The following is a 23221-nucleotide window of genomic DNA, read 5'->3' as shown; positions in this document are numbered from 1 at the left end:
GGCAGACTTCCCAGAATTACCTGATTATGTTTGTGATACAGATATTGAATTATCTTTTGAGTATTTAGCAACAGATCGTTGTAATCCAAATGGCGTGAGTTGCAGTTCAACATTCTCCGTTGACGGAAGAGAATCTGTGTACGCAGGAGAAGATGGAGCGCTAACTATCTGTGAAAATGGATCAGTGACTGCTGATGAATTATTTAATGCCCTTGGAGGAGATCCTGATGACAATGGAACATGGAGTCCAGAACTAGCAGGAGAAGGAGTATATACTTATACAGTTACTGGTACAGATCCTTGTCCAGATGATACTGCTACAGTAGCTGTTACTGAGTTAATCTTAGAAATAATGGCTAGTGAGCCAGTTTGTGATGAAGAGTATGGTACATATTCAGTAGATATTCAAGTTTCTGAAGGAATAGTAACAAGTACATTGGGTACACCAGTAGATAATGGTGAAGGCTCTTGGACAGTTATTGATATCCCAACAGATGAGGATATTACAGTAACAACGACAACATTAGTTTCTAACGATGTAACTTGTAGAAATTCGGTAGATATAGTATCTCCTGAGTGTATCTGTATTGAACTAGATTTTGATTACACTGATGTGACTTGTTTTGAAGAAGCAGACGGAACAATTATTGTAAATTCTGTAACAGAAGGAGCTACAGTAACTATTAATGGAGAGCCTTATGATGCTAATGCAACTTATGGTCCTGGAGATTATTTAGTAAGAGCATTCTTTGAAGGAAATGATGATGAAAGATGTATCATTGAACAGTTAATTACAATCATTGAACCAGGTGAAGTTGATATCGATGTAGAGTTTACAGATGTGACTTGCTATGGAGAAAACGATGGTACTATAACAGTAACTGGAGTTGATGATTATGAGTTCTATACCATTAAGCAAAATGGTATTGGTCCGGATTTAAGTGGTCAGTCGTTCTTTGAACCAGGACTTTATGTGGTTGAAGCATTTGCAAATCCTGTAATTGCTCAGAATTATAGTCTAAACGGAAATAATGCTCGTATAGGTGATGCTTGTTTAGATACTGCTATTGTAATAATTTCTGAACCTGAAGAGATTACATGTGATATCGAAACAGGAACTAAGAATGATTATTCAAACTGTGGTATAGATAAGCTTAATACACTTACTGTAGAAGCTAGCGGAGGATCTGGTGATTATACTTATGAGTGGTCTGTAGAGACAAATACACAAGGTTGGGAAATCCTTTCAGATGTTACTAATGCTAAGATAGATTTTAATGGTGGTAATGGTTTATGTGTATTTACTGTAGTAATTACAGATTCTGAAGGTTGTCAGACTGTATGTACGAAATATATCAAAGGAAAATGTAGACCTAGTGAGTACAACAATGAGGAAACTACGACCAATAATAATAATAATGGTTGGAATTTCTCTAGGCTTTCAAATGTGGTAAGTTTACATCCAAACCCAGTAAAAGATAGACTTAACATTAGTTTTACTGAACTTCCAAAATCAGAAGTTAATATTGAAATCTATGATTTAGTAGGTACAGTTGCTCACAAGAAAAATTATGATAATATCAATGAAAAAGGTATTACCATTGATTTCTCTAGATTTACAAGTAACGTATACTACGTAAAAATAACTTCTGGAAAAGATGTTATTATTAAAAAAGTGTTATTAGATAGATAATTAGAAGTAATTATTGATTTAATAGCAATTTTCACCATCCTTTATCTTTGGATTTAGGATGGTGTTTTTTATTATAAGAACTATATTTGATACTACAGATGGAAAGAGTTCAGATTGGAAGTATAGCGCATATAGCACCTATTATTTTTGCTTTAATTTTTGGAGTTTTACTTATTAAATTTGCGAAGCATAAATTAGGGTTAAAACAACAATATAAGGTCGTACATGTTTTAGCCTTAATTATTTCATTTACCGTAATTTTTTATCATGTTTACAACGTGATTTTCCACACTTATAATTTTAAAACAGATTTACCATTATTCTTATGTAGTTTTATGGCATTAATAATTCCAATACTGACTCATTACAAAAAATATTGGATGTACGAAATACTACTTTTTTGGATTATAGCTGGAACCTCTCAAGGTGTCATCACTCCAGATATTGCAGAAGGATTTCCAAGTTTAGATTATTTTAGATATTGGATTGTGCATTTGGGATTATTGGTTGTTATTTTTTATTACACTATTGTTTTTAAACAGAAACCTAACATAAAGAGTATTTTTAAATCAATATTAGCTCTACAGGTTTATATGGTCGTAATTATGATATTAAATAATTTTTTAAGCGCAAACTATTCATATCTAAATCATAAGCCAGAGTCTACATCATTATTAGACTATTTTGGAGAATGGCCTTATTATATATTAGTTGTGCAGTTAATTCTGATTCCTTATTTTTTTCTTATTTATTTACCCTTTTATATGATGAATAGAAAAGAAAATAGGATTACTATTTCGCAAAAATTTGATTAGTATGCTTAAAGGCTTTAAACTCTAATGCATTACCAGAGGGATCCTTAAAAAACATAGTGTATTGTTCACCAACTTCGTTTTTAAACCTTATGTATGGCTCAATAATAAACTCAATATCAGAGTCTTTTAAGTGCTTTGAGAATTCTTCAAATTGCTTCCAAGGTAACACAACACCAAAGTGAGGAATAGGAACCTCTTTTCCGTCTACTGGATTGGTTGGTAATGTAGATATCTTTTCAGTTTTAAGATGAATAACTAACTGATGTCCAAAAAAATTGAAATCTACCCAATGATCACTACTTCTACCTTCTTTACATTTTAAAACATCTCTGTAAAAGGCTCTACATATTTCAATATTATTTACAGGAATTGCTAAGTGAAAAGGTGGTGTGTTTTGCATACAACTAAGATTAAGTATATGTAAAAATAAAACTTAATTCTTATTGTTTTTATTTTTAATGAGAAAAAATAGAGCAGTTATAATGGCTATTACTACAGCTGCAATAATTGCTATTATAGATCCTAAAGGCATGATTAGTTTTCTTGTTTACAATTAATTTTCCAAGTAGCATATACAACCGTTTCTGTTTTGTCTACCCATTCACCAATCCATTTATAACCAGATTTACTCATGTCGTAAAAGCTCAAACGAAAATAGCCATCTGTGCCATTAGGTGCTTTTTGTTCTTTGTAGAGTACTATTTTATTTCCTTTTTTGGTTCCTTCCCAAACTGGTAATTTTGTAGAAGGTGTTTTAGCAGAATACCAATGCACATACCATCGACTACTATCTTTAATAAATTGTCTAATACTGCCAGAATGCGCACCATCTGGCTTTAGAGTTTCGTCTTGTACTGCAGTACCATTCATAATATATTTCCAGTTCCAAATAATGTTTTCAGCATCGTTCCATGAACCATCTTGTTTTCTGGTTATAGATGTACATTTACAACTACCTATCATGGGTTCAAAATCTTTAATTTGCTCTGGTGCCTCAGGGTTTGGTTGTCCGAATGGGTGTTTTTCTGATGCATCATATTTGTATTGCCCAAAAGACAACTGTGTTAGCATAAAAGCAAATAGTAATAAGAATATATTTTTCATGATAAATAAATTTAGTTTATCAAATGAAATAAAAATTGAATGAAAATTATATTCAATGCAGAGAAGACTACTCTTTTTGCAGTAAACAGCGTTAAGAAAATACTAAAAGTTAAGAAAGAAAACGCCTTACTAGTTTTATATGATTTTTTGATATAGGTATTTCAACACTATTTTTAAGTATCAGCGAAGGAGGGTTTGATAAATTTAATTCTTTTACTAATGGCATATTTACTATCGCTTTTCTATGCACTCGCATAAATGTAGAATCTAATTTTTCGTTTAATGCTTTAAGCGATGTCCTCATTGAAAACGATTTGCCTTCAGTAGTATGTACTTTTACACAATAATCATCAGATTCTATCCAAGCTATGGATGCTACAGGTATAATTTTTCTTTTGTTACCAACTTTAATATTTAAAATAGAAGCTCTATCATCTAATTTATTTTGTAGCTGAGTATACATTTTTGTGTTAATCTCCTTTAATTCTGAAAGTTTTTGAACATCAAACAGTAACTTCTCGTTCATTAATTTTAAATAAAGAATAATAGAAATAGTTGCATAGCCTAAGGTGTAAATAGGCGCTTTTTGATACATGTAAAATGGTATATATTCATTCCATAAATTACCAAGACTAAAGGTGTCATTATTTATAATTATTTGAGCTAAAGAAATAATAAGAATATTAGCAATAACTAAACCAATAATGATTCCAATAAGCCTTAGGTAATCTTTTAATTCTTTAGTTTTAGATATATTTTTTAAGTGATAGGCAATTAAAACAAAGGCAAGTATTAACCATATGAACCATCTAAAAGCTTGAGTTTTTAAAAGCTCAAAAAAAGTAACATTATCTGCTAAATTATACCTATTAATATAAAATAATTGCTGAAGTGTTTCAAAAGTGATTACAAATATTAGTGTTGCTATAATGAGCAGTCTAAAATCCTTTAATATGGCGAATTTTTTAAGGAAACTCATCTAATTTTTTGAATGCCTTTTATGTTGTCTAGGTTGAAACGTTTTAGTAGAGTCAGAGATTAATTCGTTTAGTGTTTTTAATTCTTCAACTCTTAATGCTCTATAATCACCAACTGGAATATCTAATTTAATATTCATAATACGAGTACGTTTTAAGGCTAAAACATCATAATCTAGATACTCACACATACGTCTAATTTGTCTATTAAGTCCTTGAGTAAGTATAATTTTAAATTCGTATTTACTAAGTTTTTCAACCTTACATTTCTTTGTAACTGTGTCTAGAATAGGAACACCATTAGACATTCTTTTAATAAAAGTTTGAGAAATAGGTTTGTCTACTTTTACGACATACTCTTTTTCGTGATTATTGCTAGCTCTAAGTATTTTGTTAACGATATCACCATCATCTGTGAGCAAAATTAACCCTTCACTAGGTTTATCTAAACGACCAATGGGGAAGATACGTTTTGGGTAATTAATAAAATCTATAATATTATCTTTTTCTACTTTGGTATCTGTTGTGCAAACAATACCAATGGGTTTATTTAGTGCTATATATACAAAATCTTCAGATCTGACTTTTACTAGCTTATTATCTACTTTAACAACATCATTGTGTGAAACTTTTAAGCCTTTCTCAGGAATTTGGTCATTCACAGTAACTCGCCCTGCATCAATTAGTCTATCGGCTTCTCGTCTAGAACAATAGCCTAATTCACTTAAATATTTATTAAGTCTTGTTAGTGTTTCACCCATAAGGTAAATGTACAATTTTAGTTCTTTATGAACTCAATAATATGCTCACTTACTTTAGGTTGTTTTAAACCATGACCAAAGCCTTCGGTAGAGATTAACTGAGCATTGTTAAAATGACTTTTGTATAGTAGTGCATCAGAATAAGGGATAATAGCATCTTTAACATCATGGATTATTAACCCTTTTGCTTTTATTTCGCTAGAAAACTTAGCTCCAGAAAAATGTGTTGGATAATGACCAAAACGTTTTACTACAATTTTCTCCATGCTTTCTCGTACACTAACATTATAGCCCAACATATCAGCGTAACGTTCTAAAACTGTATGAAATTCTGATGGTGCACCAAGTGTAATCATTTTACGTAACGAATTCCTTTCTTTCTTTGATACTGAAAAAATTGATGACATACCTCCAACAGAATGACCTATTATAATTTCGGGTTTAAATTTATCAGATACTACATTAATGAAATCTGAATAGAGTAGTGCATTAAAGGCTTTCCCACTAGATTTTCCATGTGAAGGAGCGTCTAAAGCAATGACATTAAAATCTAAATCTACGAGTTGGTCTATAAGAAATTGCCATCGAGCTGAGTTACTTTCCCATCCATGAGCTAAGAGTACAGTATCTCCTTTTCCTGGCCAGCGATAGGTCATTATTTCATAATCCTTAAAGCTTATTTCTTCTTGGTAAGCTTTAGATAGAAATTCATGATCTTTTTCGTTAATTCTGCCTTTTCTTGGTTTAGTAAAAATTGCTAATGCTTTTTCACCAGCATAATTCTTAGAGAAGAAACTAAGTGCATTAACATAAATACCTATAGATCTTAAAACAAGTTTCTTCATTCAGACTCTCTATTTACGGCATCCATAGAAAAAGCGGGTTTGCATATAGCTAAATATTCACATGGCTCATTAAAAGGGTTAGAGTATTGCACTCTGGTATTCTTTTCAATTTTAATAGATTGCCCAGCTTCTAATATTATGATTTCGCCATTAATAATAAATTGTTTTTTTCCTTTGATAATAAAGGTAAACTCATCAAATTCTGGAGTCTGAAAGGGTTCACTCCAATTTACTGGAGCAATCATATGTGCTATACTAATTTCTGAATTACCATCACTAGCTAAACCAAAATGCTCCTTAATGCTTTTACCATCTGTCGTTGGGACAATAAAAGGTGAGGTTTGTATAGTGTAGTTTTTCTTTTTTATCATGGAAATTTCAGAACATTGAAAAGTAGTTATTATATGGACACAAAATTATTAAATGAGTCACTTAAATAAAATTACCAATGCAACATAAAATATTTAATTTTAGCGTTGTCTGGTATTTGAATAGGATCAAATTTAATATTCATATCAAATCTTAGATTTGCTGGTAATTCTTCCTTGTCAATAGTGAAAGACGCATTTAATTCGTTCACAGAGATCACAACACTCTTAATAAGATTATTTATTTTATTTATTTTATAATTTTCATTTATATCCTTAAACGTACTTATTTTAGACAATAGTTTATCAGTTTTATAACGCTCATCTTCTATTCTAATTGTGGAGATTACAGCTGTGGAATCTAAAGCTTCACTTGGTGTTAGTGTGAGTAGATGTTTTCCGCCTTTTTCGTAAATTTCAATGTTATTTATGTTTCCTGTGAACTCATCTCCTCCAATATATCTTGAGATAGAATCGTTTACAAAAACCATGTCTAAATCTTTAACTTGTGTGGAGTCTGTTAATAAGCCAACATTTTGTTTGGCAATTTCAAAAGGATCTTGTTCTTTTTTTGCGCAACTCATAATTAGTATACAGCAAATACTCATGGTCAATAAATGTTTTGTCATCGTATATTATTGTAGGTTATTATTTAAGCATTTTTGTTAGAATACCAAGCACACTTCGTATAACTGTTGGACTACTTAGTACTTTCACAATAGGATTTTGTCTTGTGCTGCGTCTTCTGCTAGAGCTTGCTTTGCGTTTAGTCTCCGCTTTTTTAAGTGCTTCTTCCTCTTTTTTTGCTTTGTCTTTTGCAGCTTTAGCTTCGGCAACTTCTATTTTTTTATTGAGTAGTTCGTAGGCACTTTCTCTATCAATTTCCTCATTGTACTTTCGAGTTAATTTTGATTTTGAAAATAAATCGCCAAGTTCGGTAGCGGTTAATACATCCATTCTACTCATTGGTGCTCGCATCATTGTGGCTGCTAAAGGTGTTGGTTTACCTTTCTCATTTAAAGCTGAAACTAAAGCTTCTCCAATTCCAAGAGAGGTTAATGTTTCTGCAGTATCGTAATAGTCAGTATCTGGATAATTTTCTGCAGTTAGTTTAATAGCCTTACGATCTTTAGCAGTAAAAGCTCTTAATGCATGCTGAACTTTTAAACCTAATTGGCTTAAAACTTCTGGTGGTACATCAGTTGGATTCTGCGTAACAAAATATAAACCTACACCTTTACTTCTAATGAGTTTTACAATACTTTCAATCTGATTTAATAGTGCATTAGACGCTTCGTTAAAGATTAAATGTGCTTCATCGATAAACATCACTAACTCAGGTCTACCACTATCACCTTGCTCAGGGAAGGTAGAATAAATTTCAGCTAATAAGCTTAACATAAAAGTTGAAAACAACTTGGGCTTATCTTGTATATCTGTAAGTCTAATAATATTAATATAACCTCTTCCATTTCTATCTACACGTAATAAATCATCTACATCAAAAGAGGTTTCTCCAAAAAACACATCACCACCTTGTTGTTCTATTTCAACGAGCTTACGTAAAATAGCACCAGTAGATGCTGTTGAAATACGACCATAAGCATCTTCAAATTCTTTTTTACCTTCATTTGTAGCATATTGAAGAATCTTTTTAAAATCCTTAAGGTCTAATAGTGGTAATTTATGATCATCACAATACTTAAAGATTACAGAAATAATTCCGGCTTGTGTTTCGGTAACTCCTAGAATTCTTGAGATCAATACTGGTCCAAATTCACTAATGGTAGCACGTAACCTTACACCATCTTGTTCTGAGAGTGACATAATTTCAACAGGAAACCCTTTGGCTTCAAAAGGTAAACCAATTTTTTCCATACGCTCATCAATCTTTGGATGACCTGGACTTGGTTGAGCTAAGCCACTTAAATCACCTTTAATATCCATGAGTAAAACAGGGACACCTTTTTCAGATAAATTTTCGGCCAAAACTTGAAGTGTTTTCGTTTTACCAGTTCCTGTTGCTCCAGCAATTAAACCATGTCTATTCATAGTTTTAAGAGGCACATTGATAAAAGCATCTTTTATAGTCTCTCCGTCTAGCATGGCAGAACCAAGAGTTATAAATTCACCTTTACTTGTGTTTCCTTCTTTGATATGATTGAAAAAAGTATCGCGTCTATCCATCTCATTAAATTTAACCGTAAAAATAATGTAATTTTAAGCAAGTTTAAAATAGAATGCCATGAATACACATTGTAAATTTCTTTTGACTTTAGTTATGGTGTTAGTCGTTTCTTGTAATGAAAAATCAGAAATTACTTTTCATAAGTCGCATGAAGCTAGTAGACAAAATGTACCATTTAGTGATGCTGTTGAAACAGGAAATTTATTGTTTTTAACTGGTCAAATCGGTAAAAACCATAAGACAGGAGAATTAGTTGAAGGTGGTATTACGACTGAAACCATACAAACGATTAAAAATATTGAAGCAGTTTTAAAACATCATCAATTAACTTTAGATCATGTAGTTAAATGTACAGTTATTCTTAGTGATATTAATGATTTTAAAGCCTTTAATAGTGAATATGTAAAATACTTTAAAAATAAACCAGCACGAACAACTTTTGCTGCAGCAAATCTTGCTGCAAATGCAAAAATTGAGATTGATGTAATTGCTGCTAAATAACATATATTTGCCACTTATGACAAGACGAGAACGACAAGCACTTATAGATAAAGGTGAGCTTTTGCCATTAATGGAAGCATTTTACACCATTCAAGGTGAAGGTTATCATAAAGGTACAGCAGCTTATTTTGTAAGAATAGGTGGTTGTGATGTTGGTTGCCATTGGTGTGATGTAAAAGAAAGTTGGTTGCCTGAATTGCATCCACCAACTAAAGTTGATAAAATATCAAATGATGCTGCGCAATATTCAGATACCATTGTAGTAACAGGAGGTGAGCCCTTAATGTGGAATATGAAACCCTTAACCGATTTGCTCAAAGAAAAAGGTTTAAAAACCCATATTGAAACTTCAGGTGCTTATAATTTATCAGGCGAATGGGATTGGTTTTGTTTATCGCCAAAAAAAAACAAATTACCTACAAATGAAGCTTTTAAAGCAGCGCACGAATTAAAGTGTATCGTTTACAATAATGATGATTTTAAGTTTGCAGAAGAGCAAGCCGCTAAAGTAAACGAAGATTGTATATTATACTTACAGCCAGAATGGAGTAAACGAGATAAGATGATGCCAAAAATTGTAGACTATGTCATGGCAAATCCTAAATGGAAAGTGTCACTGCAAACACATAAATATTTAAACATACCATAATTGTAATCTACAAATAAACTTATGAAGTATCTATGATGTGGTCATTGAGCTTGTCGAAATGCAAATACATAAGTACTTAAATATTCTATAAATAAAAGCCTTTAGGTAATTCTAAAGGCTTTTATTTATAGCATAGCTGTATGTTAAACTACTATTTATTTAATAGTTAATGGGAATTCAGCAATACTCGTATCCCAACCAATTTTTAAATGTACAGTGTTTTCAGAAGCTTCATACAAAGCAATAGATAAATGTTCAATCTCTTTTTTACTTTTAGTAATAGGAGCAGTTACACTTAAGATATCTTTGCTAGGCTCATAACCAAAATTTCCCCAGCCATCTAAACCTGTATTTAATTTTAATGTCCATTCATTTTCACTTGGAATGATAATAATACTATAGCGACCAGCTTTGATTTTTTGATCTCCAATTTTAACATCATTGATAAATAAAATTTCTGTAGATTCATTAGCGCCTACTCGCCAAGCTTCACCAAATTTTAAAAGTCCGCCGAAGATATCTCTTCCTTTTTTTGATGGTCTTGAATACGTAACTCTAATTTGAGGCTCTAGTTGTTTTTTCTGAGCATCAGATTTAGCAAATGCTCTTTTTGGAGCGTTAGCAGGATAATAAGCTCTGTCCATTGGACTTTTATCCATCTTTTCAAATTTTTGAGCATTTACTGCAGCACTTGTTAGCATTGCTAAAGTAAATACACACAAGATTTTTGAGATTTTCATAATGTTTAAATTTTAGTTTGAAAGATTAATTGGTTTTATAGACACATAAAATAAAGCTTCTTTACAAATGAAGCGTTAAAACTTTCTTAATCTTAGTAGTTGAAATCGTAGCTTGTAAAATAAGATGTATTTATTCTTTAATAAATTTTAAAGCGGTTTGTCCTAAGTTATTGTGAAGATTTAAAAAGTAAATACCAGAAGACAGTTCGCTAATGTTAAAGGTATAATTTACTCTAGAGTTCCTACTAACAGCTGTTTCGCGCTTTAATCGCTTCACAAACTTTCCTTGAGCATCATATAATTCAAGAATTATATTGTCACCAGCATATACATCATAAGAAACGGATAATTCAGTAACAACTGGGTTAGTGTCTATTTTAAGATTTAATTGATCATTATCTTGTCCAAATGAATTAATACTTAAAGATTCATCTGTAAATTTATAAACCGAAGTTCCACATCCAAAAGCCAAATCTTCGTTGAGTACAATAATTCTGTTGAGGTTACTACCAATATTAATATTAGTCCAAGTTTCGCCTCCATCATTAGTTTCATAAAATCCAGTATTATGTCCTCCCATCCAACCAAGGTTTTCGTTTACAAAACCAATGGCTTGTACACCAGTTTCTGGTGCATCAAAACTTGTCCATGAATTACCAGCGTTAAAGGATTTTACAATTTTTCCTGGATTATTAGCTACCGAATATAAGGCGCCATAAATAGTATTAGTGTTGCCATTAATAAATTGCAATTTCCATACATATTCACCAATAATGTTTGAGCTGAAAATTGTTGTCCAATTTTGGCCACCATCTATAGTTTTTAGGATACAAGCACCTGAATCATTTCTGCCGCTAGCATAACCAATATTAGCATCAACAAACAGGACTTCTACAAGAGCATTAGCATAAGTAGACATATCTATATGTTGCCATGTGTCTCCACTATCTATTGATTTTATAACAACAGCTGGAGAAAAATATGCGCCACAGCCATAGATAGTTGTAGAATTAACAGCGTGTAAACCACAAATTGCATTGGGATTTGGAGAAATATTTGTGACTTCTGTCCAAGTATCGCCACCATCTGTGGTTTTAAAAAATGAGCCATTTAGTGTACCTAAAAATCCAATATTTTCATCTAAAAATTCAATGTTTCTGAAATAGTAATTACCAGGAATATCATTACCATTAAATTGTTCTGTCCATGTAAGGCCACCATCAATTGTCTTGTATACAGCAGAATAGTAACCATTTGCAGCCCAACCAACCATTTCATCTAAGAAGAAGACATCATCATAACGCTGTCCATTACTATTAGCAGGAGTACTTGTTTCTTGCCAAGTTTGAGCATAATTAAACGTTGTAAACAGTAAAAGGAATACTATTGTAGCTTTCATTTTGTAAAGGTAAATATAAAAATTGAAGTCTTTTTATTTCAAATTCATATAAATACAAACTTATAAATTATAAATTATAACTAATAATTGATTTAATGTTTAAAAAATGAAACTTTAAATTCATATTTGCACTATAAATATTAATAAAAACAAAGGATATGTGCGGAATAGTATGTGCGTTTGATATAAAACAAAAAAGTGAAACAATAAGACCTCAAATATTAGAAATGGCAAAAACCATTCGTCATAGAGGTCCAGATTGGAGTGGGATTTATAGTGATGAAAAAGTTGTAATGGCTCATGAGCGTTTGGCTATTGTAGATCCAGCTTCAGGTAAACAACCTTTATTTAGCAAGGATAAGAAATTAGTATTAGCAGCTAATGGAGAAATATATAACCATAGAGAATTGCGTAGTCAGTTTGAAGGTAAATATGAATTTCAAACACAAAGTGATTGTGAAGTTATATTGGCTCTTTACAAAGAAAAAGGAGTCGATTTTGTTGATGATATGAATGGTATTTTTGGATTTGCATTATACGATGTTGAAAAAGACGAATATTTTATAGCTCGAGATCACATGGGAATTATTCCATTGTACATTGGTTGGGATCAGCATGGTACTTTTTATGTCGCTTCAGAATTAAAAGCATTAGAAGGTGTGTGTTCTAAAATAGAATTATTTCCTCCAGGACATTATATGTCTAGTAAAGATGGACAGTTTGTAAAATGGTATAAGCGTGATTGGGAAGAGTACGAAGCTGTTAAAGAGAATGAAACGTCTATCGAAGAAGTAAAACAAGCTTTAGAAGATGCTGTGCATAGACAGCTTATGAGTGACGTACCTTACGGAGTTTTATTATCTGGTGGATTAGATTCTTCTGTCACATCAGCTATAGCAAAAAAATATTCGCAAAGACGTATTGAGGCAGATGATAAGGAGCAAGCTTGGTGGCCACAATTGCATAGTTTTTCTGTAGGATTAGAAGGCTCACCAGACTTAGCTGCAGCACAAAAGGTAGCAGATCATATAGGAACAATTCATCATGAAATAAAATTTACAATTCAAGAAGGATTAGATGCCATTAAAGATGTCATCTATAACATAGAAACCTATGATATTACCACAATACGTTCATCTACACCAATGTATTTAATGGCACGAGTTATTAAATCTATGGGAATAAAAATGGTGTTATCTGGAGAAGGAGCCGATGAAATTTTTGGAGGTTACTTATATTTTCATAAAGCACCAAACGCTCAAGAATTTCATGAAGAAACAGTTCGTAAATTAGATAAGTTGCATATGTACGATTGCCTTCGTGCCAATAAAAGTTTAATGGCTTGGGGAATTGAAGGTCGCGTTCCATTTTTGGATAAAGAATTTATGGATGTAGCGATGCGTATTATCCCAAAAGATAAAATGATTAATGGCGAGCGTATGGAAAAATGGGTAATCAGAAAAGCTTTTGAAGATATGTTACCTGAAAGTGTGGCTTGGAGACAGAAGGAACAGTTTAGTGATGGAGTAGGTTACAGTTGGATTGATAGCTTGAAAGATATCGTTGATAAAGAAGTCACAGATGAGCAATTGGTAAATGCTAAGTTTAGATTTCCGATAAACACACCACTAAATAAAGAAGAGTATTATTACAGAGCTATTTTTGAAAGCCATTTTCCAAGCGATGCAGCGGCATTAAGTGTGCCGCAGGAAGCAAGTGTAGCGTGTAGTACTGCAACTGCTTTAGAGTGGGATGAAGCCTTTAAAAACATGAATGAACCATCAGGAAGAGCCATTGCAAATGTGCATGATGATGCTTACTAATTGTGTTCAAAAATCATAAAATTAAAAGGTGCAAAGTTTTGCACCTTTTTTCATGTAACATTTTCTTACATTTATAAACAATTTGAAAACCGACCATCTCTACTTTTAATTTCCTGCTTGCAACCTAACTGTAAGCTCATGATTAAATTCTTTAGGCGAATTCGTCAAAATCTTCTTTCCGAAGGCAAAACATCTAAATACTTTAAATACGCCATTGGCGAAATCATCCTAGTGGTCATTGGAATTTTGATTGCACTACAGATTAACAATTGGAATGAAGGGCGTCTTGAGGTTGTGCAGGAGAGCAAAATCCTTAGAAATTTAAAAAATGATTTTAAGAATAATCGGAAAATGCTAGACTCTGCCATAGTTAAAACTAAGGAAGGGATTCAGTTTTCTTTAGAGATGCTAAATTACACAGGTGAGAAAAATACGCTTTCTCACGCGTATCAATTTGACAGTATAATAAATAAAATTTTTATTACCCCTTCATTTAACCCAGTAAATGGTACTCTAAATGAAATTATGAATTCTGGTCAACTGGTTATAATCAGTAATGAAGAACTGCGAAAGCTACTTGCAGTATGGCCTGCAGTAATGCAAAAGGTGTATTCAAGATTTGAAGAAACAGAAAATTTTGAAAACCTTCTAAATAATTATATGATTAAAAACGGCAATTGGCTAAATGCCGATGAGGTGTCGACTGCAAAACGGAGTATGACTCTACCAAAATCCGGCTTTAAAACAGACAATAGAGACTTGCTTAATGATTTAGAATTTGAAAATTTAATAGAAAATATTGCCATTGGTTTAGATAATTACCTTGCCATGTTAACAGAAGTAAATGTGCTATTAAAAGCCATTGAGTCTTTGATGAATTCAGAAATAAAAGAATGATAAAATTCTTCAGACAAATACGATACAGCCTTATGAGTGAAAATAAAGCAGCCAAATACTTTAAATACGCTATTGGCGAAATTATCCTAGTGGTTATTGGCATTCTTATAGCGCTACAAATAAATAACTGGAATGAAGAGCGCAAACGACAACTTAATGACCTACAACAATGTGAGGAATTGCTTAATGATGCTCTTGCAGACTCAATATTCTATCAATCACGACATAAAGGGTTGAATGAATTAAAATCTACAACACAATACATTCTTGAAAAACCAGAATTGCGTAATACAGATTCGGTTATACTCAAAATTGTTGATGAAGCTGATAATTTTTTTACCTATGTAGGATTCCGGTTTTTATCAAATGTGGTAAACAATAGAAAGTACAATATACAAGAGTTGCAATCCAAATCAGTGATCAATGCGTTAAGGTTATATAGTTTACAATACGATTATGTAGCAGCTTCAATAAAAAGATTGAATACTCTAAATGAAAAGGAGTTGAATCCCTTGAAGAAAAGACATATGAACAATTTTAAGAAACTAAAGGAAACCCCTAAACTAGAAATCCTAAATATGATTTACGATGATGAAGCCGTACAGAAATCCATATTTGTTATTGATGGTTATATAGATGATGCTTTGAGGCACCTTAACGTATTTCAGGAAGATAATCGAGCTTTAATTAAAGTATTGAAAGAACGGATCAAAAAAGGGAAGTAATAAATAGGATTAAAAAACAATAATTTAAATGATTAAATTCTTTAGAAAAATACGATACAAGCTAATGAGTGAAAATAAAACAGGTAAGTACCTTAAATATGCTATTGGTGAAATTGTATTGGTAATCATTGGAATTGTATTCGCTTTACAAATCAATAATTGGAATGAAAACAGAAAAACACAAATAGACTTAGAAAGCTCTTTGTATGCAATGATTGAAGAGTTAAAAGAAAATGCTAATTATATTAAAGGACAAAATAAAATTATTCAAAGCCAAATAGAAGGTCTAAATAGAATTTTTGATAAAACTGCCACAGAAAAAGATTTAAAAACCATACTCAAATATTTTGGGCCGGACACAAACTCAAGACCATTTGCCAATGTTTTTAATTCTTTAAAAGAAGAAAAAAAACTACGACTTATTGAGAACAAAGAACTCATTAGAAAAATTAACGATTTTTATGAATATACTTTACCAAACATGGTAGAATTCACAAAGTGGCACGAAGGTTTTGTTGGCAATAATATTGACCCTTATATTTTAGAAAATATACCAATAATAAATAATAATTCCGAAACAGATATTAAAACAGTAAATAGACTATTGGAAGAAGTAAAATTCATAAATATTTTAAGGTATCAAAAGACATTGTATACAGGTTATCAAGGTGGTTGCAACAGTATAACACAAAAAGCCGAAGCATTGATTACTATGATAGATAACTATTTGAATAATCAAAAGCAATGATTAAATTCTTCCGTCATATTCGTCGTTCACTAATCCAAAAAAATCAAATGGGCAAGTACTTTAAATACGCCATAGGCGAAATCATCCTCGTGGTCATTGGCATTTTAATTGCCTTGCAAATTAATAATTGGAATGAAGGTAGAAAAAACAAGTCAACTGAAAATGAGTATTATTGCAGGCTTCATTTAGATATAGTACAAGATTACATACAAATAGATAACCTTATTGATAAAATATCTAAACGTCAAAAATATGCCAATCAGTTTTTAAGATTAATACTTCAAAAAAATTATGATGCCCAGACATTAAATCTACAATATATAAAAACAATTAGAGGCTCAGTTGCTAACTTTAAGCCCAATAAAACAACATACGAGGATATCAAGTCTGGCGGAAATCTTAATCTTATTACAGATGTTTCCATTAAAAATGGTCTGGATGAATATTATAAAAACATACAGCCTTATACCGAAACTATTCAGCAGTATATAAATTTTGCAACAGACAGTTATAATAGACTTAATATAAATGTAAGAGAAAATGGTATAGCTGTGGCAGTTGTATCAACAGATAGTATTGGTATACCTGGATATAAATTTGAACCAGATATCCTTAAAATGTTAGAGAAAGATACTGTAGGTAACATTTCTGAGAAACTTTATAATACCTATTACGATACAGCTTATAAGATTGCATCTAATATGGAGCGTCGTGTACAGTTGTTAAAGTATATTAAGCTAGAAGTTGAGAAAACTAAACAGTTGTTAGAGACAAAATGTAATCAAGTTAAAGCTAACGATTAAATTCTTTAGAGAGATATGCCAAGCTATGATTAACCAAAACAGTACCTTTTGTCATTCCGCACTTGATGCGGAATCCGCATCTAATAAGATCCTGAATCAAGTTCAGGATGACAATACTTTTTAATATGATTAAGCTCTTTAGAAAAATACGCTACAACCTCATGGAACAAAACAAAACAGGCAAATACTTTAAATATGCTATTGGCGAAATCATTCTCGTGGTCATTGGTATTTTAATAGCATTGCAGATTAATAATTGGAATCAAAACCGATTAAATAGTAATCAAGAACAGCAAATTTTATTACAGCTTAAAAGTGAGTTCAAAGAAAACTTAAAAGAATTAGATGCCAAAGACACCATGCGCAAGCATATGATTAATTCAATTGAACAATTATTTAATATAAAGGAAGAGAATAGCATTGCAGAATTTTCAACAGATACCTTAAGAAGCTACATTGCATGGACTAATAATACACCTACTTTTGACCCTGTTTTAGGCACAACAAATGAATTGTTATCCTCTGGTAAGCTTTATCTTATTGATAATAACGAATTAAAAACAAGGCTGACTAATTGGTCTGGTCAAGTAGATAGATTAAGAGAGTACGAACAAGATTTAAGACAAAATAATATTAATATTTACAACCCCTTTTTAACACAAAACTTTTCAATTAAAGATTTGTTTGATGGTGTTTGGCAAGAAAAGGAGTACATAAAAAATAAAGAGAACAGAGTTAAAGCCGTTAAAGACTTCATTGAAAATAAAGCTGTTGATGACTATATTTTTACCATAGCTTCTCTTTGTGAATGGACAAAACTAGAGTCGTTAGTAGTTAGAAACTACACAAATGAAATTTTAAAGCTTATAGATCAAGAATTAGATAAGTAATCTTCAAAACCCTTGTAAAACCTATAAATGACACAAAGGTGACATTTAAATGTCGTGCTAATAACCAATTTCTTGCTGTAGATTTGTAACAGCAAAACAATACAAATGAAATCAAAATCATTAAGCGAAAATTTAATCTATCAGAGAAAGTTAAAAGGGTTGACCCAAGAGCAACTTTCAGATAAAGCTACAGTTACTGTGCGTACCATTCAGCGTATAGAAAAAGGCGATGTGCAGCCACATTTACAAACCGTAAAATTACTAGCAGCTGGCTTAGATGTAGATATCGATGATTTGTTGATTTTAGAAAACCCTAATGAGGAGGTTATTCAACGCAAATGGATGTTGTTGTTTCATGGTACACCATTTTTTGGATTAATAATACCATTTGCAAGTGTTTTATTTCCATTGTTTCTGTGGATTCATAAAGCAGAAGATAATAAGGTATATGACCAACATGGAAGAGCAGTAGTTAATTTTCATGGCTCAATATTATTATATTTTATTGGCTCCTTATTGTTGTTTTTTGCATTTCCAGGATATAATTTTTTTGTTACTGGAGCTGTTGTTCTTTTTAGCATAATAACCACGCTTTACAATATATCAAGAGCCTTGCAAACAGGTAGTTTTAGATATCCTTTATCTGTTCCGTTTTTGAAACCAAAAGTGTAATCATCTTTTAAATAGTATTTACAAAATGTTAGGATTATTAGTAATCATAGTAATCTCATGGCTGCTTTTGCATGTCATTGAGAAAAAAAGTATGAAAGTTTTAGGTATTTTACCTACAGGTAAACGAATCATTCAGTTTTTACTTGGTACACTATTTATAATGCTTGTAACCTTATTGAATATCTATGTTGAAACTATTGTTTTAAACGTGGATTGGAAAATGCAAACAAGTATTAATTATCAATTAGTTTTTGATGCATTTGGTTACCATATCAAGTCTGCGTTAACTGAAGATTTAGTGTTTAGAGGTGCAATTCTTTACATATTAATTAGTAGGCTTGGTGTAAAATGGGGAATTTTAATTTCAGCATTGTGTTTTGGTGTTTATCATGTCTTCTCTTATGGTATGACAGAGGCTGGTGTTATTCCAATACTCTATGTTATTCTGATAACTGGATTTACAGGCTTCGTTTGGGCATATATCTTTCATAAAACAAAATCAATAATGTTAGGCCTAGGATTACACTTAGGTATTAACCTTATCAATGTGTTTTTCTTCGAGTCTCAACCTTATGGAGAGTTATTTTTTGAAGCCACAAAAAACACCAAATTAGAAGATTGGAATTGGCTTTGGTTTAATCTCTTTAAAGGATTATTTCCGTCTCTAGTCACATTAGTATTTGTGAGACAATATCTTAGGTTTAGTCAAAAAAGAAGTAAAAAAATATAGTAGCACTAAGAAGATGAAAACGATTATAAAAAAGTACCCTGTAACGTACAAATTTGTTTTAGCAATCCTCTTATTTGCTCTTGCCTTAATTATAAGTTTAGTAGTAAATAAAGGTGTTATAAAACAATATGTTCCTTACACTGCATCAATACTTTTAGTTTTGGTAACATGGATATTATATAAAACCCAAAAGCAATCTTTAAACGAGATAGGTTTTAATTTCAGATTAAGAAACTTGTCTTTTTTACCATTAGGAATCCTAATTGGCGCCTTTGCCTTTTTTGGAGCAAGATATTTAAGAGCTTTATATACAGGTGAGACTTTAGAATTGTCAAATTCTATTGATTATTCTAACATTATATTCGCTTTCTACTTTATATTGCCACAAGTAGCAACAGAAGAATTGTTATTTAGAGGTTATTTATTCAAGAAAACGATTGATGTATCTAATGTCATAATAGCTAATATTCTCTTCTCAACTTTGTTTATGCTTATTCATGTTCTTGATACTGATGTACTAAGTAATACAGGAATGATAATAATGTTGGTAATGGCAATTCCTGTTGGTCATTTATTGTTTGCAACTGCATTACTAAAATCTAAAACTATATATTTTCCTATTGGACTCCATTTAGGAAACAACTGGGCAACACGTCACCTCATCAATAATTATGAATTTGGAAATAGTATTTTCTACATACCAAATACAGTTATGTTTGAAACATGGTCGCCATTTATAACTGTAATTTTCCTCTTTAATGGATTCTTTTTATTAGTTACATTTTTAATTTGGAAATGGGATCGAATAATTAGCATTTTAAGGTAAATAAATCAACCTAATTTTGACTTCTAAGAAGCTTTAGCAAAATCTAATTTTTAAATGGAAGTTAAATTAGCTAAAATCTAATCTAAGGTACTTTTTAGCTGTTTTAAGACATTTTTAAGTAATTAACAATTGTTGATAATTATACCTCAAACTCAATAAAAAGCATTAAAAAAGGGCTGTTTATTTGTATATTTGTTAGTATCCAAAAAATGATACAATTGTATCATTTTTTTATGCGTAAAAATGAAATAAAATTTATTAAATAAACAATGAGCGAAGAAAACAAAAAACAGTATTCTGCAGATAGTATCCAAGCCCTCGAAGGGATGGAACACGTACGTATGCGTCCATCAATGTATATTGGAGATGTTGGTACAAGAGGTTTACATCATTTGGTATACGAAGTTGTGGATAACTCTATTGATGAGGCTTTAGCTGGACATTGCAATAATATAACAGTTACCATAAATGAAGATAACTCTATAACCACAGAAGATGATGGTCGTGGTATTCCTGTTGGGATGCACAAAAAAGAAGGAGTCTCTGCACTTGAGGTTGTTATGACTAAAATAGGAGCTGGTGGTAAATTTGATAAAGATTCCTATAAAGTGTCTGGTGGATTACATGGTGTTGGTGTAAGTTGTGTGAATGCCCTTTCAGAGCATTTAAAAGCTACAGTTTACCGAGATGGAAAAGTTTGGGAACAAGAATATGAAAGAGGTAAAACAATGTATCCTGTAAAAACTGTTGGAGATTCAGATAAAACAGGTACAACCGTTACATTTAAGCCTGATTCCACAATTTTTACTCAAACCTTGGAATATAATTACGACACACTTGCAAGTCGTATGCGAGAATTAGCTTACCTAAACAAAGGTATTACAGTGCATTTAGTTGATCGTCGTCATAAAAAAGAAGATGGTGAATTTGAAGGTGAAACATTTCATTCTGAAAATGGACTACCTGAATTCGTTAAGTTTTTAGATGGCAATCGTGAGCCTTTAATGAAAGATGTTATCGCCTTTGAAGGTGAAAAAAATGGAGTTCCTGTTGAGGTTGCCATGGTATATAACACCTCTTATGCAGAGAATTTACACTCTTACGTTAATAATATTAATACTCACGAAGGTGGAACACACCTTTCTGGTTTCCGTAGAGGATTAACGCATACATTAAAGAAATATGCAGATAGTTCAGGTATGCTAGATAAGTTAAAATTTGATATAGCTGGTGATGATTTTCGTGAAGGTTTAACTGCTATTGTTTCAGTTAAAGTAGCAGAACCACAATTTGAAGGTCAGACAAAAACAAAACTAGGTAATAGAGAAGTTTCTGCAGCAGTGAGTCAATCTGTTTCAGAGATGTTAACGGATTATTTAGAAGAACATCCAGATGATGCTAAAATAATTGTTCAAAAAGTAATTTTAGCAGCACAAGCACGCCATGCAGCTCAAAAAGCACGTGAAATGGTCCAGCGTAAAACTGTTATGAGTATTGGTGGCTTACCAGGAAAATTATCAGATTGTTCGGAGCAAGATCCTGCTAAATGTGAAGTATTTCTTGTAGAGGGAGATTCTGCAGGTGGTACAGCAAAACAAGGACGTGATAGAGCGTTTCAAGCTATTCTGCCATTAAGAGGTAAAATCCTTAATGTTGAAAAAGCGATGCAGCACAAGGTTTTTGAAAACGAGGAAATTAAAAATATATTTACTGCACTTGGTGTAACTATTGGTACAGAGGAAGATCCAAGAGCATTAAACCTCTCAAAATTAAGATACCATAAAATAGTCATTATGTGTGATGCCGATATTGATGGTAGCCATATTGCAACTTTGATACTAACCTTCTTCTTTAGGTATATGAAAGAACTAGTTGAAAATGGTCATATATATATAGCAACTCCACCTTTATATTTAGTTAAAAAAGGTGCTAAAAAACAATATGCTTGGAGCGATGCAGAGCGTGATGATATTATTAGTCAATTTGGAGACGGATCAAAAATACAACGCTATAAAGGTCTAGGAGAGATGAACGCAGAACAACTTTGGGACACAACAATGAATCCTGAGTTTAGAACCATGCGTTTAGTACAAATTGATAATGGTGTAGAAGCAGATCGTATCTTTTCTATGCTCATGGGTGACGAAGTTCCACCACGTCGAGAATTTATAGAAAAGAATGCTATTTATGCCAATATAGATGCTTAACTAAATATATTAAAACATGAAATCAAGATTTTTAATTATTTTATACATTACGTCGTTGACTATTATAAATGCTCAAGAAGATAAAGTTGATATGCTAATGTTTGAACCTGTATTTAACAGCTATTCGCCTAAGAAAGTTTCAACAGTTATTTTAGAAAATGGAACTGTAGTAAAAGGCTTTAGAGATGATGTAGATAGAAAGAAAGGTCAAATTTATTATGTAAAGCTAAAAGATAGTGTCACTGGTGAAAAATACGAACATTATGCTGAAGACATTAAAGAAATGTATTTATTTCCCGGAGGTTTTGAGAGATTTACAAAAAAAACCAGTCATATTTTTAATGCTCGTGAATGGGGAAGTAGAGACTTGCAAAACGACTTAATTGATAAAGGGTTTATTTATTTTAAAAAACAAACAGTTTCATTGAAAAACAAAAAAGATGAAAGAGAATTGTTAATGCAGTTGATTAACCCAAGATTTTGTTCAGTTATTGAAGTTTATGGAGATCCTATGGCTAAGAAAACAACAAGACTAGGTATTGGAGGTTTAAATGTTGCTGGTGGATTAGAAAAATCGTATTACTTTAAAAAAGATGGTAATATTTTTTGGTTGGAGAAAAAAAATCTAAAAAAATATTACGATAAATTATTTGGTGATAATGCTGAGTTTATGAAAAAATATCCTAAGAATGACTTAAAATGGAAAGAGTTGGGAGAATATGTATTTATATATACTAAATTGAGTATAGATTAATACTTAACTCACACGGTTCTAAAAACACCTTTTTAAAGGTGTTTTTTTGTTTTTATTGATCTTAGTAATAAATAATATATCGATAAAAAGTTAAAAACATCGATTA

The 23221-nt window shown here is 31.6% G+C and carries 25 protein-coding genes; 15 read left to right on the top strand and 10 right to left on the bottom strand.

Going from position 1 to position 23221, the window contains the following annotated elements; genetic code table 11:
• Positions 1 to 1693: T9SS type A sorting domain-containing protein (locus RM697_RS13415; protein WP_311428416.1), on the top strand; the 1693-nt coding region annotated here is incomplete at its 5' end.
• 98 nt (positions 1694 to 1791) lie between these two features.
• The gene (locus tag RM697_RS13410; protein WP_311428415.1) at positions 1792 to 2508 is read left to right on the top strand and encodes a YwaF family protein; all 717 of its coding nucleotides are present in this window, start codon (positions 1792 to 1794) and stop codon (positions 2506 to 2508) included.
• Here RM697_RS13410 and RM697_RS13405 read toward each other — a convergent pair.
• The 8 genes from RM697_RS13405 to RM697_RS13370 form a co-directional block, all read right to left on the bottom strand.
• Positions 2486 to 2908, bottom strand: a complete 423-nt coding sequence (locus RM697_RS13405; RefSeq protein ID WP_311428414.1) for a VOC family protein — start codon at positions 2906 to 2908, stop codon at positions 2486 to 2488. The genes RM697_RS13410 and RM697_RS13405 overlap by 23 nt on opposite strands.
• A gap of 134 nt (positions 2909 to 3042) precedes the next feature.
• Positions 3043 to 3612 carry a hypothetical protein gene (locus RM697_RS13400; protein WP_311428413.1) on the bottom strand — a complete coding sequence of 190 codons (570 nt, stop codon included), beginning with the start codon at positions 3610 to 3612 and terminating at the stop codon, positions 3043 to 3045.
• Between the two features lie 109 nt (positions 3613 to 3721).
• Positions 3722 to 4591 carry a LytR/AlgR family response regulator transcription factor gene (locus tag RM697_RS13395; protein ID WP_311428412.1) on the bottom strand — a complete coding sequence of 290 codons (870 nt, stop codon included), beginning with the start codon at positions 4589 to 4591 and terminating at the stop codon, positions 3722 to 3724.
• Entirely contained in the window at positions 4592 to 5350 is a 759-nt protein-coding gene (gene rluF, locus RM697_RS13390) for a 23S rRNA pseudouridine(2604) synthase RluF (RefSeq protein ID WP_311428411.1), read from the bottom strand.
• A gap of 17 nt (positions 5351 to 5367) precedes the next feature.
• Entirely contained in the window at positions 5368 to 6195 is an 828-nt protein-coding gene (locus RM697_RS13385) for an alpha/beta fold hydrolase (RefSeq protein WP_311428410.1), read from the bottom strand.
• Positions 6192 to 6566: a cupin domain-containing protein gene (locus RM697_RS13380; protein WP_311428409.1), complete on the bottom strand. Its 375-nt coding sequence runs from the start codon at positions 6564 to 6566 to the stop codon at positions 6192 to 6194. Before RM697_RS13380 ends, RM697_RS13385 begins: the two co-directional genes overlap by 4 nt.
• 71 nt (positions 6567 to 6637) lie before the next feature.
• The gene (locus RM697_RS13375) at positions 6638 to 7147 is read right to left on the bottom strand and encodes a hypothetical protein (protein WP_311428408.1); all 510 of its coding nucleotides are present in this window, start codon (positions 7145 to 7147) and stop codon (positions 6638 to 6640) included.
• A gap of 64 nt (positions 7148 to 7211) precedes the next feature.
• Entirely contained in the window at positions 7212 to 8750 is a 1539-nt protein-coding gene (locus RM697_RS13370; protein ID WP_311428407.1) for a helicase HerA-like domain-containing protein, read from the bottom strand.
• Positions 8751 to 8808: 58 nt separating this feature from the next.
• On the opposite strand from RM697_RS13370, the gene RM697_RS13365 reads away from it, so the two are divergent.
• Together RM697_RS13365 and RM697_RS13360 are read left to right on the top strand one after the other, a co-directional pair.
• Entirely contained in the window at positions 8809 to 9252 is a 444-nt protein-coding gene (locus RM697_RS13365) for a Rid family detoxifying hydrolase (protein WP_311428406.1), read from the top strand.
• A 16-nt stretch (positions 9253 to 9268) separates the two neighbouring features.
• On the top strand, positions 9269 to 9901 hold the full coding sequence (locus RM697_RS13360) for a 7-carboxy-7-deazaguanine synthase QueE (RefSeq protein WP_311428417.1): 633 nt from the start codon (positions 9269 to 9271) through the stop codon (positions 9899 to 9901).
• A gap of 155 nt (positions 9902 to 10056) precedes the next feature.
• Here RM697_RS13360 and RM697_RS13355 read toward each other — a convergent pair whose 3' ends face one another.
• A complete protein-coding gene (locus RM697_RS13355; protein WP_311428405.1) occupies positions 10057 to 10641 on the bottom strand; it encodes a DUF2911 domain-containing protein in 585 nt (194 codons plus the stop codon).
• A gap of 130 nt (positions 10642 to 10771) precedes the next feature.
• Entirely contained in the window at positions 10772 to 12040 is a 1269-nt protein-coding gene (locus RM697_RS13350) for a YCF48-related protein (protein WP_311428404.1), read from the bottom strand.
• 158 nt (positions 12041 to 12198) lie between these two features.
• Between RM697_RS13350 and asnB the strand changes: the two genes are divergently transcribed.
• From asnB to RM697_RS13295, 11 genes are all read left to right on the top strand, one after another.
• Positions 12199 to 13863: an asparagine synthase B gene (gene asnB / locus RM697_RS13345; protein ID WP_311428403.1), complete on the top strand. Its 1665-nt coding sequence runs from the start codon at positions 12199 to 12201 to the stop codon at positions 13861 to 13863.
• Positions 13864 to 14001: 138 nt separating this feature from the next.
• A complete protein-coding gene (locus tag RM697_RS13340; RefSeq protein WP_311428402.1) occupies positions 14002 to 14760 on the top strand; it encodes a DUF6090 family protein in 759 nt (252 codons plus the stop codon).
• Positions 14757 to 15485, top strand: coding sequence for a DUF6090 family protein (locus RM697_RS13335; protein ID WP_311428401.1), 729 nt, complete (start codon positions 14757 to 14759; stop codon positions 15483 to 15485). The genes RM697_RS13340 and RM697_RS13335 overlap by 4 nt, the downstream gene beginning before the upstream one ends.
• Before the next feature lie 28 nt (positions 15486 to 15513).
• Positions 15514 to 16233 (top strand): DUF6090 family protein, encoded by a 720-nt coding sequence (locus RM697_RS13330; RefSeq protein ID WP_311428400.1) that lies wholly within the window; start codon positions 15514 to 15516, stop codon positions 16231 to 16233.
• Positions 16230 to 17036: a DUF6090 family protein gene (locus RM697_RS13325; protein ID WP_311428399.1), complete on the top strand. Its 807-nt coding sequence runs from the start codon at positions 16230 to 16232 to the stop codon at positions 17034 to 17036. The genes RM697_RS13330 and RM697_RS13325 overlap by 4 nt, the downstream gene beginning before the upstream one ends.
• Before the next feature lie 125 nt (positions 17037 to 17161).
• Entirely contained in the window at positions 17162 to 17926 is a 765-nt protein-coding gene (locus RM697_RS13320) for a DUF6090 family protein (RefSeq protein WP_311428398.1), read from the top strand.
• A gap of 105 nt (positions 17927 to 18031) precedes the next feature.
• Positions 18032 to 18598, top strand: a complete 567-nt coding sequence (locus RM697_RS13315; RefSeq protein ID WP_311428397.1) for a helix-turn-helix domain-containing protein — start codon at positions 18032 to 18034, stop codon at positions 18596 to 18598.
• Between the two features lie 25 nt (positions 18599 to 18623).
• The gene (locus RM697_RS13310) at positions 18624 to 19328 is read left to right on the top strand and encodes a CPBP family intramembrane glutamic endopeptidase (RefSeq protein WP_311428396.1); all 705 of its coding nucleotides are present in this window, start codon (positions 18624 to 18626) and stop codon (positions 19326 to 19328) included.
• 13 nt (positions 19329 to 19341) lie between these two features.
• Positions 19342 to 20154 (top strand): CPBP family intramembrane glutamic endopeptidase, encoded by an 813-nt coding sequence (locus RM697_RS13305; RefSeq protein ID WP_311428395.1) that lies wholly within the window; start codon positions 19342 to 19344, stop codon positions 20152 to 20154.
• A gap of 269 nt (positions 20155 to 20423) precedes the next feature.
• Positions 20424 to 22361 (top strand): DNA topoisomerase (ATP-hydrolyzing) subunit B, encoded by a 1938-nt coding sequence (gyrB, locus tag RM697_RS13300; RefSeq protein ID WP_311428394.1) that lies wholly within the window; start codon positions 20424 to 20426, stop codon positions 22359 to 22361.
• A gap of 16 nt (positions 22362 to 22377) precedes the next feature.
• On the top strand, positions 22378 to 23115 hold the full coding sequence (locus RM697_RS13295; RefSeq protein WP_311428393.1) for a hypothetical protein: 738 nt from the start codon (positions 22378 to 22380) through the stop codon (positions 23113 to 23115).
• Positions 23116 to 23221: the final 106 nt, after the last annotated feature.

The sequence above is a fragment of the Microcosmobacter mediterraneus genome (assembly GCF_031846265.1).
Taxonomy (GTDB): Bacteria; Bacteroidota; Bacteroidia; order Flavobacteriales; family Flavobacteriaceae; genus Microcosmobacter; species Microcosmobacter mediterraneus.
This window is presented reverse-complemented; position numbering and strand designations above follow the sequence as displayed.

What these genes read in the sequence shown, in the direction of transcription:
- RM697_RS13360 (WP_311428417.1), top strand. Translation starts at nt 9,269, where the DNA reads ATGACAAGACGAGAACGACAAGCACTTATAGATAAAGGTGAGCTTTTG.
- RM697_RS13325 (WP_311428399.1), top strand. Translation starts at nt 16,230, where the DNA reads ATGATTAAATTCTTCCGTCATATTCGTCGTTCACTAATCCAAAAAAAT.
- RM697_RS13410 (WP_311428415.1), top strand. Translation starts at nt 1,792, where the DNA reads ATGGAAAGAGTTCAGATTGGAAGTATAGCGCATATAGCACCTATTATT.
- RM697_RS13400 (WP_311428413.1), bottom strand. Translation starts at nt 3,612, where the DNA reads ATGAAAAATATATTCTTATTACTATTTGCTTTTATGCTAACACAGTTG.
- RM697_RS13370 (WP_311428407.1), bottom strand. Translation starts at nt 8,750, where the DNA reads ATGGATAGACGCGATACTTTTTTCAATCATATCAAAGAAGGAAACACA.
- rluF (WP_311428411.1), bottom strand. Translation starts at nt 5,350, where the DNA reads ATGGGTGAAACACTAACAAGACTTAATAAATATTTAAGTGAATTAGGC.
- RM697_RS13375 (WP_311428408.1), bottom strand. Translation starts at nt 7,147, where the DNA reads ATGAGTTGCGCAAAAAAAGAACAAGATCCTTTTGAAATTGCCAAACAA.
- RM697_RS13330 (WP_311428400.1), top strand. Translation starts at nt 15,514, where the DNA reads ATGATTAAATTCTTTAGAAAAATACGATACAAGCTAATGAGTGAAAAT.
- RM697_RS13380 (WP_311428409.1), bottom strand. Translation starts at nt 6,566, where the DNA reads ATGATAAAAAAGAAAAACTACACTATACAAACCTCACCTTTTATTGTC.
- RM697_RS13340 (WP_311428402.1), top strand. Translation starts at nt 14,002, where the DNA reads ATGATTAAATTCTTTAGGCGAATTCGTCAAAATCTTCTTTCCGAAGGC.
- gyrB (WP_311428394.1), top strand. Translation starts at nt 20,424, where the DNA reads ATGAGCGAAGAAAACAAAAAACAGTATTCTGCAGATAGTATCCAAGCC.
- RM697_RS13355 (WP_311428405.1), bottom strand. Translation starts at nt 10,641, where the DNA reads ATGAAAATCTCAAAAATCTTGTGTGTATTTACTTTAGCAATGCTAACA.
- RM697_RS13385 (WP_311428410.1), bottom strand. Translation starts at nt 6,195, where the DNA reads ATGAAGAAACTTGTTTTAAGATCTATAGGTATTTATGTTAATGCACTT.
- RM697_RS13350 (WP_311428404.1), bottom strand. Translation starts at nt 12,040, where the DNA reads ATGAAAGCTACAATAGTATTCCTTTTACTGTTTACAACGTTTAATTAT.
- RM697_RS13305 (WP_311428395.1), top strand. Translation starts at nt 19,342, where the DNA reads ATGAAAACGATTATAAAAAAGTACCCTGTAACGTACAAATTTGTTTTA.
- RM697_RS13310 (WP_311428396.1), top strand. Translation starts at nt 18,624, where the DNA reads ATGTTAGGATTATTAGTAATCATAGTAATCTCATGGCTGCTTTTGCAT.
- asnB (WP_311428403.1), top strand. Translation starts at nt 12,199, where the DNA reads ATGTGCGGAATAGTATGTGCGTTTGATATAAAACAAAAAAGTGAAACA.
- RM697_RS13395 (WP_311428412.1), bottom strand. Translation starts at nt 4,591, where the DNA reads ATGAGTTTCCTTAAAAAATTCGCCATATTAAAGGATTTTAGACTGCTC.
- RM697_RS13295 (WP_311428393.1), top strand. Translation starts at nt 22,378, where the DNA reads ATGAAATCAAGATTTTTAATTATTTTATACATTACGTCGTTGACTATT.
- RM697_RS13315 (WP_311428397.1), top strand. Translation starts at nt 18,032, where the DNA reads ATGAAATCAAAATCATTAAGCGAAAATTTAATCTATCAGAGAAAGTTA.
- RM697_RS13320 (WP_311428398.1), top strand. Translation starts at nt 17,162, where the DNA reads ATGATTAAGCTCTTTAGAAAAATACGCTACAACCTCATGGAACAAAAC.
- RM697_RS13405 (WP_311428414.1), bottom strand. Translation starts at nt 2,908, where the DNA reads ATGCAAAACACACCACCTTTTCACTTAGCAATTCCTGTAAATAATATT.
- RM697_RS13365 (WP_311428406.1), top strand. Translation starts at nt 8,809, where the DNA reads ATGAATACACATTGTAAATTTCTTTTGACTTTAGTTATGGTGTTAGTC.
- RM697_RS13335 (WP_311428401.1), top strand. Translation starts at nt 14,757, where the DNA reads ATGATAAAATTCTTCAGACAAATACGATACAGCCTTATGAGTGAAAAT.